This window comes from Proteus sp. STS61-E (genome assembly GCF_040932335.1).
GTDB classification, from domain to species: Bacteria; Pseudomonadota; Gammaproteobacteria; order Enterobacterales; family Enterobacteriaceae; genus Proteus; species Proteus mirabilis_B.
On the sequence record NZ_JBFQGE010000005.1, the window covers coordinates 54,619 to 68,637 of the forward strand.

Genomic DNA, 14,019 nt, shown 5'->3' on the forward strand with positions numbered 1-14,019 from the left:
TGGATTATAATAATAAACAGTTTTTCAATATTAATTGAACAAGTTGCTTAACGATGCGTACTCAAACTTTTATCTCTCAGTTTAATAATCGAATAATGACGGTTGTTTCTGTCTCGGTTATTATTTTTATTATTTGGAGTTTCTCCATCACCTCTGTTTTAGCTGCGGTCCCCAGTAATTTACCTACTCAAGAAAGCATCCAAAACCAGCTTAATTTATTAAACAAACGTAGTGAATTAAGTGCAGAAGATAAATTAACGATTGCTGACTTTGAACAATCGCTCTTATTACTTGATAACATTCAACAGTTAGAAAAAAAATTAGCGAGTTATGACAAAACCGTAGAGCAATTACCTGAAAAACTGCGTAATGCACAATATCAACTTAATCAATTAAAACAGAAAGTCGCTAATAAAGAAGCGGAAGACTATCAAAAGTCACTGGAAGCATTACCGTTAGCAACGTTAGAGTCACAATTAGAGAGCGTTTTACAATCATTACAAAAAGCTCAAGATGATTTAGCAAATTACAGCAATGAACTTATTGTGTTACAAACACAACCTGAAAGGGCGCAATCTGTGTTATTTAATAACTCAGAAAGACTGCAACAAATAAGAACATTATTGAATAAAAGCAGTGCAGATAAAGCGCAAATGCGACCTTCAGCAGTACAGTTATTGCAATTGGAGCAATACTATCTTCAACAACAGAATAATTATCAAAAGCGCACCTTACAATCTAATGTGCAGTTGCAAAGCCTATTACAACTTCAGCGTGATTATAGTTCTGCTTACATCGATCTTTCCCAAGAACATGCTCAACTAATTCAAGAAGCGATTAGTGATAAGCGTTTAGACAGTTCAGAAGAAACAGCGAAAGAAGCGCAAAGCGCAGGGCTTGAAAATCAGGTCATTAATAGTAATCTTTTTTATTTAGCGCAAACAGAAATCAATAAGCAGCTTAGTGATAAGCTGATTGTTACAACGCAAAATAATAATGAGTTAAATCGCCATAGCTTAATGGTAAAAAATCGTTTAGACAGAGCCATTCAATCTGAGCGAAATTTAAAAGAGCAAATTGATGTGCTCAAAGGAAGCTTATTGCTTTCCCGTATCTTATTTGAAGAGCAGGTCGATTTACCTGATGGCATTTTCATTAATAATCTACCGGATAAAATTGCAGACTTACGTTTAGAACAATTTGAAATAAACAAACAACGCGATCAGATAATACAGCCCAGTATTTATATTGATCAGTTGATGCATGAATACCAAGTAGCTCATCCTGAAGTGACAGATCCTAATGCACAAAAAGAGCTACGTAGTGCATTAGAATTGCTTGTTGACGCTCGACGTGAATTACTTGATAAGCTCAATAATCAATTGGGTAATCAAATCTCAGGTTCGATTAACCTGCAAATGGATCAACAGCAATTACGCAGTGTAGTGAGCTCACTCGAAAATACATTGGCTCAGCAAATTTTCTGGGTAAGCAGTAATAAGCCGATTAATCTCAATTGGTTCTCAACATTTCCTGCTCAGGCTGTTGCTGAATTTCAAGGTTTTAAACTTAATTGGTCAAATGAAAATCTGCTGATCGGGGCTAAGAAATCACTTCCTGTTCTTATTGCGCTAATTTTGTTCGGTTCAATACTGATTTGGCAGCGTAAGAAACTTGATATCCAGTTTGAAAAACTCAATGGGGATATTAATAAACTCAATAAAGATTCACAGCTACATACACCACTCGCGCTGGGAATTGTCTTTCTAAAAACATTACCACTATCTTGTTTCGTCTTAGCGATAGGATATTGGCTAATCAATAGCTTTAATGTACAGCAAGAATTTATCTGGTCTTTCGCTTGGCAATTTGCGGTATTTTGGCTGATGTTTGAATGGTCTTATCGCTTAATGTCTGACAATGGTGTTGCAGTAAAACATTTCAAAATTCCAGTAGAACGGGTCCAGCAAAACCGTAAACGTTTATTGCGACTCTCTCTTCCTATGTTGCCTATTATTCTGCTTTCTGCTTATGGGATTAATAATCCATTATTACTGGTGGGCGATGTTATTGGGCAGTTGATTGCGATTATTTCGTTATTTGGTATTAGTTTCTTCGCACTGCCATTTTGCCGTGAAATGTGGCAAGAGAAAGGCAACCATGTTGTTAGAACCGTTGTGATTACCTTATTAACGTTTTCACCTTTAATTTTAATGGGGCTGGTTATTTTTGGTTATTATTATACGGCGTTACGTTTGGCAAATCGTTGGATCGACAGTTTATATCTGCTTATGTTGTGGTTTATTGCGTACCACGCCAGTTTACGCGGATTAACTGTTGCGGCTAGAAGGCTTGCTTATCGCCGAGCTCTTGAACGTAGGCAAGCTATGTTAAAAGAGAAAAAAGAAGGTGAAGATAACAGCCTTGAACCAATTCAAGAGCCACCAATGGATATGGATCAAATCAATCAGCAATCATTAAGACTGACAACGATGATCTTATTTATCATCTTTGCTTCTAGTTTCTATGGAATCTGGTCTGATTTTATTACGGTCTTTACCTATTTAGATGGAATAACGCTCTGGAGTTACAATTTACCAACAGAACTCGGTAATGTTGTTAAGGCAGTTACTGTTGCTGATCTATTATTGTCTGTTTCTATTATGGCAATTTCTTGGTTTATGACGAGAAACTTACCGGGTTTATTAGAAGTATTAATTTTATCCCGTATAAAACTGCAACAAGGTGCTTCTTACGCGATCACAACCATTTTGACCTACATTATTATTGCTATCGGAACCATCGTATCACTGGGAATATTAGGTGTAGCATGGGAGAAATTGCAATGGTTAGCCGCGGCTTTAACAGTTGGTTTAGGGTTTGGTTTACAAGAAATATTTGCCAACTTTGTATCTGGCTTAATTATCTTGTTCGAAAGACCCGTCAGAATTGGTGATACGGTTACTATTGGTACTTATTCCGGCACAGTTAGCCGAATTCGTATTAGGGCAACCACAGTGACTGACTTCGATCGCAAAGAAGTGATTATTCCAAATAAAGCGTTTGTAACCGAACGGCTTATTAACTGGACATTATCTGATACGGTGACACGTATTATTATTCAAGTGGGTGTTGCTTATGGCTCTGATCTCGATAAGGTCAAAGAGATCTTAATGAAAGCGGCTAAAGATAATGTCAGGGTGATGACAGAGCCAGAACCTGTGGTGCTATTTACTGAATTTGGGGCAAGTACCCTGAATCATGATTTACGTTTTTATGTCAGAACATTAGGTGATAGAAGTATTGCAATAGATGAAGTTAACCGTGCTATTGATAAACTATGTAATGAAAATAATATCAATATCGCGTTTAACCAACTTGATGTCTATTTACATAATAAACAAGGTGATGAAGTACAAGAGATAAAACGTCCTATTGATGGCTCAACACCTGAAGCCAATACGCCTTTTGCTTAATTAAAGAGATGAATGGGTAGATTGTGCCGCCAATTTTTTTTCATAATCTTGGCGCACAATCTCAAGGGCTTCTAGTGCTGTTTTAGGATCAATATGGTGACTTTCAAGTAAATAGATAAGATCGACTGCCAATTGAACAGACTCAGGTGCTTCTTTTAAACTCATAGTCACTCCCTTTAAAATTTATCTTCTTGTTTCTCAATACTCTTTTCGATAGAAAACAGGGCGTTTTTGCAGCGTGCAAGGCGATTTTCAAGAGCAGCAATCTCTTTTTGTAACTCTTGTTGCTTCATAAAGCTTTGTGCTTGCGTTAATGAAAGCTCTCTATCTTGGATCATGGCTTGTAATCGACGCTCATAATCCTGATGTTGGGCAAGCTTTTGGTATAAATCGACACTTTTTTTTCGTTGAGTAAGCTGGTTCTCTTGCTTTCTTAGTGTTTGTGTCGATAATTCACGAGTTAATGCTTCAATTTGTTGTAGGATTTGTGTGGCCAGAAATTTAACCTGCTGGCTTCGTTGTGCCTCAACACAAGCGATTAACTGGGTAAAATTATCGCGGATCTGTTGCATATAGCCACCAAGGGAATCACTTCGGCGGTGGAACAGTGCTGTGTCGAAGCAAGGTGCTGCAATTTTTTTGTTTGCAATAGGTGCTACTGTTTCGGCAAGATTGTCTATCTGTTTTTTAAACAAGCTTAAAGGATCGGGTTTATTCATCTGGTTCTTGTCCCTGTTTTGATAAAAACATGAATTGACTTAAAGCAACAAAAAAGAGTTGTTAATTGGCTTTCTGTTGCATTTTAACGGCATATTGCATAGATTCTATCGTTTCGTTTTTTATTATGGCACTGATTATGACTGCTAACGCGCAACAACTGCAATTTATTAAAGACAGTATTGAAACCATTCCTGATTATCCAAAAGAAGGGATATTATTCCGTGATATCACTACGTTATTGGATAATCCTGCTGCATATCAGGCAACCATTGATTTATTGGTAGAACACTATCAAGGTCAGGGTATCACTAAAGTTGTGGGTACCGAAGCACGTGGCTTCTTATTTGGTGCTCCGGTTGCTTTACGCCTAGGTGTTGGTTTTGTTCCTGTCCGTAAAAAAGGTAAATTGCCTCGCGAAACGCTCAGTGAAACTTATGATCTGGAATACGGCACAGATACTTTAGAGATCCACAAAGATAGCATTACGGATCAAGACAAAGTATTAATGGTTGATGATTTACTGGCAACGGGTGGCACCATTGAAGCAACTGCTCGTCTTATCCGCCGTTTAGGTGGCACTGTGACAGAAGCTGCTTTCATTATCTGCTTACCTGATTTAGGCGGTATCGAACGCTTAGAAAAACAAGGTGTTCACAGCTTTACACTGGTTGATTTTCCAGGACATTAATATCTTCACTGTTTAGAGAAGGGCGAATGAGCTCTTATCGTAAACACAAGTAAGAGTGCGGGTGTTTATATATCGTTTATAAGTTTTTCTATTTTTATAAATGTATATTGCCCGCACAATTGTTACTTTTTACTTTATCTTAAATTTCTGCTGGTTCTTTCATCAATATCTCATTTGTTTCTTACAAATCTCGCTCAATAGGTCGTCCCTGTGTTAGCATAGAGATAAATCTTGTTCAAATTTAGCGGAATCAATGAGCTATCAGGTACTTGCCCGTAAGTGGCGCCCACAAACTTTTAACGATGTTGTTGGTCAACGTCATGTGTTGACGGCTTTAGCTAATGGTCTTGATCATCAGCGACTTCATCACGCCTATCTTTTTTCTGGCACAAGAGGTGTCGGAAAAACCACTATTGCCCGATTATTTGCCAAAGGGCTGAATTGTGAAACTGGCATTACGAGTAAACCTTGTGGTCAATGTGCAAATTGTCTTGAAATAGAACAAGGGCGTTTTGTCGATTTAATTGAAATCGATGCCGCATCTCGTACTAAAGTAGAAGATACTCGTGAACTGCTTGATAATGTGCAATATGCGCCAGCTCGTGGACGTTTTAAGGTCTATCTAATAGACGAAGTTCACATGCTTTCTCGCCACAGTTTTAATGCTCTATTAAAAACATTAGAAGAGCCGCCAGAACACGTTAAATTCTTATTAGCGACGACTGATCCACAAAAATTACCTGTCACGATTTTATCGCGTTGCTTGCAATTTCATCTGCGTGCATTAGATATCGACCAGATTGCGACACAACTCGAAAAAGTACTTTCAGCCGAGCATATTGAAAATGATGTAAGAGCGCGTCAACTTATTGCGCGTGCTGCTGATGGCAGTATGCGAGATGCGTTAAGCCTAACAGACCAAGCTATTGCAAGTGGCGAAGGTGTTGTCAGTGCGGAAGTGGTTAGCCAAATGCTTGGCACTATTGATGATGCTCAGCCTTTAGCATTGATTGAAGCGCTGGTAAAAGCCGATGGCCAACAGGTCATGTCGCTGGTTAATGAAGTTGCTTCAAGAGGTACTGACTGGGAAAACTTCTTGGTTGAAACACTCTCATTACTGCATCAAATTGCAATGTTGCAATTATTGCCTAGTGAAGAAAATCCTCAAGAGCAATTTACTCAAGAACGCTTACGTTTATTGGCTAAATCTGTTTCTCCACAAGATTTACAACTCTATTATCAAACCTTATTAGTAGGGCGAAAAGAGCTGGCTTATGCGCCAGATAGACGTATGGGCGTTGAAATGACGCTGCTGCGTGCGCTTGCTTTTCATCCTAAAACAGTGATTGATGAAATACCTTCTGCGCCATTAGCACAAACATTACCGTTAGCATCATTACCAGCAAATAGGATGTCTGAGCATAATGCACCGCAAATGGCGCAAACGCATTCGTCTCAAAAGGCTCATCAACCTTCTTCACAAATAGAAAATAGTGCTTCATTAGGCAATAGCCCCGCAGCACAACTTTTAAGAGCAAGGCAGGCAATAAAGGGGACGGAACAACAAACCCCGCCAAAAAAGTCTGAACCGGCGACGCCTAATCGGGCTAAGCCGGCTGCTAGTGCATTAGAGCGGCTAGCAGCCGTGAGTGAAAAACGCCAGCAAGTTGCTAAGCGTCAGACTAATGCGCCTGAAAAGAAGAAAAAAGAAGAGTATCAGTGGCGTCCACAAAATCCTGAATTAATGTCAACGCAAGAGGTTGTTTCTTCACCAAAAGAGATCAAAGAAGTTCTCGAGTATGAAAAAACACCTGAATTAGCGGCAAAAATTGCCAAAGAGTCGCAAGAAAGAGATGCTTGGGCAGCTGAAATTGACAAAATGCCACTACCTAAATTAGTACAACAACTGGCATTAAATGCGTATAAAGAGACAGTAAGCGAAGAAAACGTTATTTTGCATTTACGAACTAAACAGAAACATTTAAATTCAGCAAATGCGTTACGCACGCTCACTAATGCGTTAAGTGAATTGCATGGAAAAGCAATTTCACTCACAATTATAGAAGATGATGATCCAGCGGTAAAAACGCCGTTGGAGTGGCGACAAGCCATTTATGATGAAAAATTGGCGTTATCGCGTCAATCGATTATTACGGATAAAACGATTCAAACATTACAGCAATATTTTGATGCTGAACTGGATGAAGAGAGTATCCGACCTGTTTAATCGCAACATATTGTATGACTTCATACTGTGTGGCTTTTACAAAGAGAGACAATTATGTTCGGAAAAGGTGGTTTGGGTAATCTGATGAAGCAAGCCCAACAAATGCAAGAAAAAATGCAACAAATGCAAGAAGAGATCGCAAACTTAGAAGTGACAGGTGAATCTGGCGCTGGCTTAGTTAAGATCACTATCAATGGTGCTCATAATTGCCGTCGTGTTGAAATCGATCCTAGCCTTCTAGAAGATGACAAAGAGATGCTGGAAGATCTGATTGCTGCTGCCTTTAATGATGCTGCGCGTCGTATTGATGAAACGCAAAAAGAGAGAATGGCCTCTGTTTCTAACGGTATGCAATTGCCACCAGGCTTTAAGATGCCATTCTAATGCAAACCAGCCCACTTCTTGAATCATTAATGGAAGCGTTGCGTTGTTTACCCGGTGTCGGACCTAAATCAGCGCAACGAATGGCTTTCCAACTGCTTCAACGTGATAGAAGCGGTGGTATGCGACTTGCACAAGCACTCACGCGTGCAATGTCTGAAATTGGTCATTGTTGTGATTGCCGAACCTTTACTGAAGAAGAGCGTTGCACCATCTGTGCCAATGTTCGCCGTCAGCAAAATGGGCAAATTTGTGTTGTCGAAAGTCCTGCGGATATTCATGCTATCGAGCAGACAGGGCAGTTTGCGGGTCGATACTTTGTTTTAATGGGGCATTTATCCCCTTTAGATGGTATTGGGCCTATGGATATTGGTTTAGATAGACTTGAAGAGCGCTTAAGCCAAGAGACTATTTCAGAAGTGATCTTGGCTACAAACCCGACCGTTGAGGGTGAAGCAACAGCCAATTACATTGCTGAAATTTGTGCTCAGTATGATATTACTGCAAGCCGAATTGCCCATGGAGTTCCTGTGGGCGGTGAGCTTGAAATGGTCGATGGTACAACGCTTTCGCACTCTATTGCTGGACGCCAAAAAATCCACTATTAACATCATAAATAGTTTATTAAAAAAGCACCTTTTTACTTAATGTAATGAGGTGCTTTTTTTCATCTTAAGACTCGAAAAGCTTCGCAATTTTAGCCAAAAATCAGCTTATTAAGCTTTTAGACGGGCTATTTCTAAGAAATATCTTTATCTTTAATTTATCGCTTTTTTCTTTCTGATGAATTTTGCGTCTTTATGTTACATTAATCATTATCATGAAAAATAATAACTGAATGATGGAGCATCTGATGATCCCTGACGTAGCCTTGGTTGATAATAGTGAACAAAGAACCCCACTGATCTTAGTACTAGATAGCTCTGGTAGTATGTATGGGCAGCCAATTCAACAACTAAATGAAGGTCTTAAGCTACTTGAACAAGAACTAAAAAATGACGTTATTGCAGCGAAACGTGTGCGTATTTTAGTGATTGAATATGGCGGATATGACCAATGTACAGTTCATGGTGATTGGAAAGATGCGATGGACTTTACGGCACCTGTTTTAGAGGCAAATGGTACAACGCCGATGGGGCAAGCCATTACGCTGGCGCTTGAAGAAATTGAAGCTGAAAAACAACGCTTTAAACAAGCCGGCGTTGCTTATACTCGTCCTTGGCTATTTTTAATGTCTGATGGTGTTCCGACAGATCAATGGGAACAAGCGGCACAACTTTGTCGCCAAGCCGAAGAAAGTCAAAAAACAGCGGTATTTCCTATTATGGTTGATGGTGCATCAGCTGAAGTGATGGGAAGTTTTAGTCGTAATGGTGTTAACGGTGTAAAAATGCTCAAGGGATTACAATTTAAAGAACTGTTCTTATGGCTAAGTGCCAGCATGCAGGTGGTTTCTCAATCAACACCGGGTGGCACAGCACAATTACCTTCAACTGATTCTTGGGCGAGTGTACCTGTTTGATGAATGATTGGTTAGCTTATGGGGCATCTGCGACAGGTGTTGCCCATCAAGAACGTCAAATCCCCTGTCAGGATGCTTATTTTATTCGTCGTAAAGGTGAATATCTGATTGCTGCGGTTTGTGATGGTGCGGGCTCTTCTCGCTATAGTGAACAAGGGGCTAAGCTTGTTGCTCGGTTATTTACGCTACGAATTACAGAGTGGCCAAATATCGATTTTTTAACCGAAAAACAGATAGCACAAGGGGCTAAGCAACTTATTGAAGATATTCGCCTCCAGCTCGCCGAATATGCAGAAATAAAACAGTGTGCACTTAATGAATATGCATCAACACTGGTTGCATGTTGGGTTGGTGATGATAGTGGCTATTTGTTCCATTTGGGTGATGGTATTGCTGTGGTGGAATACTGCGATGGGACAAGTTATGTATCACAGCCTGAAAATGGAGAATATGCGAATCAAACATGGTTTGTAACGTCAGAAAATTGGGAAGCACATTTGCGTGTTATTCCCCTAAATAAACCGGTAAAACAGGTTGTTTTGATGTCTGATGGTGTACAGCCTTTTGCCATGAATAAAGCGTGTGATGCCCTTTATGAACCGTTTATCACCCCCGTGATCCGTTATTTAAAAACGGTCTCAGAAGATAGCGGAAGTGAGGCATTAGCAGGGACTTTAGCTGATCCTCGAACACACTCAATCACAGGCGATGATAAAACCTTAGTTATTTGCATCAGGGATGAAGAGTTGTGGTAAAAGCGAGAAAGAAAGGGATAGCTCAATCAGTATCTACGCAATTACAAGATGAAAACGGTAAGATTTATCAAATAGGTAATTTGATAAAAAGCGGTGGTGCAGGTAGCGTTAGCCATATTAATAACGCACCTTTCCAAGTATCAAAAGTTTATCATGACAAAATTGATAAAGCCTATTATCTGAAAAAGATCACGGCGATGCAGAAGTTAGAACCTGCATTAAAGCCTGTCTCTGTTGACGATACACCTATTATCCAACTCGCATGGCCCCAAGCTCGTTTATACAATAGCCAAAAGCAATTTGTTGGTTTTGTGATGCCTGAACTTGATGTCAAAAATACGATTGAGTTGGAATACATTCTTCAAGAACGCCAAGCTAAAGCTCATGGCTTACCTACGGGAATGGGGGCGAAAGTTAGCCTTGCTTATAACCTTTGTTCATTGATTGATGCTTTGCACCAACAAGGGCACCGCATTATTGATATGAAACCGCTGAATTTGCGGTTTTATAAATCAAGTTTGTATATGTCTCTTCTCGATTGTGATGGATTTAGTATTCAAGGCGAGAATACACGTTATCCTGCTGGGCAATTTACTGTCGAATATTTAGCGCCTGAATTTCAAGCCAAGCAAACTATTCCAGAAACAGAAGAAGAGTGGCAAGATCGATTTGCCTTAGCGGTAATTATTTTTCAATTACTTAATTTTGGTATTCATCCTTTTAGTGGTCGTCCTAAAAACGACACTGTACCTACGGATATTCCAAGGCGTATTGCTGGGCGCTTTTATGGTTATGGCGTAAAAGCGCATAATTTAATTACACCCAGTGTGGCGAGTGGACATAAACAATTACCTGATAAATTAAGAACTCTTTTTGATAAAGCGTTTTCTGGTGCGCCTTCATTAAGACCAAGCGCCAAAATATGGGCGACGGCGCTTTATGAATATGCACAACCTGAAAAGCAGCAAATGTTGGTTTGTCAGAAAGATAAAAACCACCAGCATTTTGCAGGTAAAGCTTGCGCAGCATGTGCAAGAGAGGCGAAGTTACAGCAAGTTGCAATTACTCAGAAACAAAACCAAACGCAACGTAAACAAATTCGTCAAAAAAGAGTACAAAATGCGAATATCCGACAAGCGCCAACTCAAACTACACCCGCGAAACCGATTCAACCGCCTGCGATATTTATAGCGGTTAAAAATGCAATAAACCAAGTACCCAAAGTCATATTACATACGGCTATTGCCATGATAGTCCCTGTGTTTTTTGGGGTATTACTGATGAATTTTATTCCACAAGGAGCCAGCGGTAGTTTAGGTTCCAGCTGGATCGCAGATTTAATCAAAGCGGATTATATTGAGCAAATACTAATAACGATGTTAAGTGTGATGTTTTTAATGATTTCAGCCATTATTGTGTTAGTTCTTTTTGTTTTCCCTTCAATGCATATTTTGAAAAGAAAGCCATAACTTAGGGAAAATAACATGACAAAAAGAATAAAGCTGATCCTGATTATTATTGGCGTTATAACGTTACTGTTCCCTTTCTGGTTGCCAGCCTTCTTAGTTTCAACCTTTAGCTTGATTGATAGTTTTAATAGCAAAATTCTCCCCTCATCTGTTCGCTTTGATGAGCGTAATTTCTTACTGGGATTATGGCTAGGCTCTCTTATTATGACGATTGTTATGTTATTGCAATCGTGGCGAGCTAAAAATATTTACTATTTATGTGGTGGTGGATTAGTACTTTTAATGACGTTGGGCGTGTCATTTTCAGTGATCCCAACGAGTGAATTAGAAGATCGTCGTCGTTTTGTTTTACAAAATATCGAACAATCTGAATGGCAAAATTATCATTATTTTGTTGTTAATAGTGAAAATGAGATCCGTAATATTATTCGGTCTAATCAACCGAAAGCGCTGGCATCTATTAGCGCTATTGAAAAAGCGCGGATTGCTTTACCAGGATTGGATTATTTTAGTGATGATGTGACAGCAGCGACAAAAGCGAAAGAAGCTTATTTAGTTCATACCAAGGGAACACCAGAACGTGCAGAAGCTGTAAAAACACTCAATTTTTATGGCGACTGGCTATTAAATCAACCTGAGATTATGGTTGCTCAGGCATTAGCTTCCCTTTCAAATAGTAATGATGCTCAATTAACGCAATCAGGTATTAATGTTATTGCTGTTGCACCATTATCACCTGAGGCATGGCAAGTTTTAGCACTTACTTATATTGCTCATCGTTCTTTGGATGCACAAATTGAAAAAGCGATGTTAGCTTTAATGATGGCAGATACGCTCAAGCAAGCTAAGCAAGGTCATAATGATATTTCAGCACAACAATTGTTGAAAAAAGCAATTTCAGAGCTTAGTGAAAATCAGCGCCAGATTTATCAGATATTACAAGCGCGTGTTATTGAAGATCGTTTTTATCGACAAAACAGTACACCACCAGAAGAAGTTACTAAGCTTGCTAATCAGCGATTACCAGTGAGTAATGCAATTAATAATGATTTAACCACTTATATTGAAATGCAATCAATGATGGGAAAAGAGTATCCCGGAGAAGTGATTGTTGAATCACCTAATGAAGTGAAAAACTTAACTGAGATCCGTTATCCAACAATCAGAAAATATATCCCTCGAGCAGATGTTATTTTATCCGTTGATGTTGATCCTCAAGGGCGTATTTCAGGGCTTTGGGTGCAAAACAGTAGTGGTGTTAATGTTTTTGATGATCAAGCGGTTAAAGCAGCTCGTTATTGGCGTTTTATGCCAAACAAAGATGGATATCGCCAACGTGTGACAGTCCGTTTTGAAAGTACCCGCCTTGGTTGGAAAGAGTATGCGGTTAAGCAACAATCAACATTGATAACATTAGTTAAAGCTTATGCGAGACAAGATGCAAAAGGGATAACACTGACTGAAAATGCTTATATAGAACTGAAAAAGCAAGCACCTGAATTAGAAGATGGAAGAGAAGTAACTCGCTCTAACTATGATCCTTATGCTTCTTATTACCCTAGATTATCTAAACAACAGCAAGAAAAGCGTGCAGCGTTACAAGCTATCTTAAAAGAGTTGCAGACATTGCCTGATGGTAAAAATAACCATGAAAGTTGGGATAATAGCATTCGCTTTTTAAATGAAAAACTCGCTCTTCATCAGGATAATGCTGATATCGTGAGAACAGTGGCACGTTTTGAATTGCAATATTACAATATCGGGACAAATAATTTATCCAGCTCTCCTAAAATTTATCCTCAAGATAAAGAGTATTGGCAAACTTTATTACTTAATGCGCGTACTCACTTTGAACAGGCTATTGCATTAGAACCCGTTCGTGAAGATGTTTGGTTAGGGTGGGGAATAACATGGTTAGACGAAGATCCTGAAATTGCGGCAGGTGCATTTGCTAAGGCAACACAGCAAAAGTCCCAAGAGAGTGTTAGCTCTTTAATGCAAATGCTAGAAATGAGAATGGTGATAGCTACACTTGAAGGTGCTCGATTAGAGCGCTATCAGACCTTACGAGCGAGAATGGATATGCGCTATTTACCGGAAGGTGTTGAAGTTAAGCCTTCAGATGATTATCTCAGTGATGACTTAACACAAATTCAATTGGCTCAACGTGCAATACCCGCATCAGATCCGAATAGTAAAGTTGCTCGCTTACCGTTAAATACCGATAAAATTGAGCAATCAAATCGGATATTTAGTATTGATTTCTCATCAGCGAATATCAAAGGCAGTGATCAGGCATTACCAAAAGTGAAAGCACCTGACTCTGCACCTAAAACAGGGGATATGATCTTACAACTTGATGTTGATCCTCAAGGTATTCCTACTGTGGTGTTATTGAAATCTGGTAGTGGTGATATGAGCATAGACAATGCTGTTATTGATGCTGCATATCAATGGCGTTTTAATGGTTCACCTGCTCGAAAAGGTAATGTGCTTTTGATATCAGTCCAATTTAGCCAATAATTACTATTCAATTAAATAATGTTATAAAAAACCTCCTTTTTTGTTAGAGAAAAGGAGGTTTTCTTCTATTTGGAGATTTTCTAACTTATTGAAAGTCATAAATTTGTTATCTCGATCACAAAAAAATAACTATTTAAAAATAGCAAAACCACTTAACTGAGAAAACAGACCGCTTAATTCGTTATACAACCGCTAAGAGATTTAGTCACACCATTCCCGTGTCAGAATTCTTATTATGTAGCTGCGGGCAGTTATTTC

At 39.1% G+C, this 14,019-nt stretch carries 11 protein-coding genes; 9 read left to right on the forward strand and 2 right to left on the reverse strand.

Features of this window, described 5'->3' with window-relative positions; genetic code table 11:
* The first annotated feature begins 53 nt into the window (after positions 1-53).
* Positions 54-3,476, forward strand: a complete 3,423-nt coding sequence (mscK, locus tag AB4J89_RS12615; protein ID WP_368469460.1) for a mechanosensitive channel MscK — start codon at positions 54-56, stop codon at positions 3,474-3,476.
* Here the strand turns inward: mscK and rsmS are convergent, their stop codons facing one another.
* Together rsmS and priC are read right to left on the reverse strand one after the other, a co-directional pair.
* The gene (gene rsmS, locus AB4J89_RS12620; protein WP_102949409.1) at positions 3,477-3,641 is read right to left on the reverse strand and encodes a pleiotropic regulatory protein RsmS; all 165 of its coding nucleotides are present in this window, start codon (positions 3,639-3,641) and stop codon (positions 3,477-3,479) included. It abuts the gene before it with no gap.
* An 11-nt stretch (positions 3,642-3,652) separates the two neighbouring features.
* A complete protein-coding gene (gene priC / locus AB4J89_RS12625; protein ID WP_088493663.1) occupies positions 3,653-4,195 on the reverse strand; it encodes a primosomal replication protein PriC in 543 nt (180 codons plus the stop codon).
* A gap of 137 nt (positions 4,196-4,332) precedes the next feature.
* Here priC and apt point away from each other — a divergent pair, with 137 nt between their 5' ends.
* The 8 genes from apt to AB4J89_RS12665 all read left to right on the forward strand — a co-directional run bounded on the left by apt (position 4,333) and on the right by AB4J89_RS12665 (position 13,761).
* The gene (gene apt, locus AB4J89_RS12630; protein ID WP_036911661.1) at positions 4,333-4,884 is read left to right on the forward strand and encodes an adenine phosphoribosyltransferase; all 552 of its coding nucleotides are present in this window, start codon (positions 4,333-4,335) and stop codon (positions 4,882-4,884) included.
* A 253-nt stretch (positions 4,885-5,137) separates the two neighbouring features.
* Positions 5,138-7,111 (forward strand): DNA polymerase III subunit gamma/tau, encoded by a 1,974-nt coding sequence (gene dnaX, locus AB4J89_RS12635; protein WP_368469463.1) that lies wholly within the window; start codon positions 5,138-5,140, stop codon positions 7,109-7,111.
* Positions 7,112-7,165: 54 nt separating this feature from the next.
* Positions 7,166-7,495: a YbaB/EbfC family nucleoid-associated protein gene (locus AB4J89_RS12640; protein WP_023580840.1), complete on the forward strand. Its 330-nt coding sequence runs from the start codon at positions 7,166-7,168 to the stop codon at positions 7,493-7,495.
* On the forward strand, positions 7,495-8,100 hold the full coding sequence (recR, locus tag AB4J89_RS12645) for a recombination mediator RecR (protein ID WP_088493661.1): 606 nt from the start codon (positions 7,495-7,497) through the stop codon (positions 8,098-8,100). The genes AB4J89_RS12640 and recR overlap by 1 nt, the downstream gene beginning before the upstream one ends.
* A gap of 245 nt (positions 8,101-8,345) precedes the next feature.
* Positions 8,346-9,014 carry a VWA domain-containing protein gene (locus AB4J89_RS12650; RefSeq protein WP_227336451.1) on the forward strand — a complete coding sequence of 223 codons (669 nt, stop codon included), beginning with the start codon at positions 8,346-8,348 and terminating at the stop codon, positions 9,012-9,014.
* The gene (locus AB4J89_RS12655) at positions 9,014-9,769 is read left to right on the forward strand and encodes a PP2C family serine/threonine-protein phosphatase (RefSeq protein ID WP_088493659.1); all 756 of its coding nucleotides are present in this window, start codon (positions 9,014-9,016) and stop codon (positions 9,767-9,769) included. Before AB4J89_RS12650 ends, AB4J89_RS12655 begins: the two co-directional genes overlap by 1 nt.
* Positions 9,763-11,238, forward strand: a complete 1,476-nt coding sequence (locus AB4J89_RS12660) for a DNA-binding protein (protein WP_368469466.1) — start codon at positions 9,763-9,765, stop codon at positions 11,236-11,238. The genes AB4J89_RS12655 and AB4J89_RS12660 overlap by 7 nt, the downstream gene beginning before the upstream one ends.
* Before the next feature lie 15 nt (positions 11,239-11,253).
* On the forward strand, positions 11,254-13,761 hold the full coding sequence (locus AB4J89_RS12665) for a TonB family protein (protein WP_368469468.1): 2,508 nt from the start codon (positions 11,254-11,256) through the stop codon (positions 13,759-13,761).
* Positions 13,762-14,019 lie beyond the last annotated feature (258 nt).

Bases quoted from the DNA above. Each gene is read 5' to 3' on its own strand.
- mscK (WP_368469460.1), top strand. From the start codon at position 54: ATGCGTACTCAAACTTTTATCTCTCAGTTTAATAATCGAATAATGACG.
- dnaX (WP_368469463.1), top strand. From the start codon at position 5,138: ATGAGCTATCAGGTACTTGCCCGTAAGTGGCGCCCACAAACTTTTAAC.
- AB4J89_RS12665 (WP_368469468.1), top strand. From the start codon at position 11,254: ATGACAAAAAGAATAAAGCTGATCCTGATTATTATTGGCGTTATAACG.
- apt (WP_036911661.1), top strand. From the start codon at position 4,333: ATGACTGCTAACGCGCAACAACTGCAATTTATTAAAGACAGTATTGAA.
- AB4J89_RS12640 (WP_023580840.1), top strand. From the start codon at position 7,166: ATGTTCGGAAAAGGTGGTTTGGGTAATCTGATGAAGCAAGCCCAACAA.
- rsmS (WP_102949409.1), bottom strand. From the start codon at position 3,641: ATGAGTTTAAAAGAAGCACCTGAGTCTGTTCAATTGGCAGTCGATCTT.
- priC (WP_088493663.1), bottom strand. From the start codon at position 4,195: ATGAATAAACCCGATCCTTTAAGCTTGTTTAAAAAACAGATAGACAAT.
- AB4J89_RS12650 (WP_227336451.1), top strand. From the start codon at position 8,346: ATGATCCCTGACGTAGCCTTGGTTGATAATAGTGAACAAAGAACCCCA.
- recR (WP_088493661.1), top strand. From the start codon at position 7,495: ATGCAAACCAGCCCACTTCTTGAATCATTAATGGAAGCGTTGCGTTGT.
- AB4J89_RS12655 (WP_088493659.1), top strand. From the start codon at position 9,014: ATGAATGATTGGTTAGCTTATGGGGCATCTGCGACAGGTGTTGCCCAT.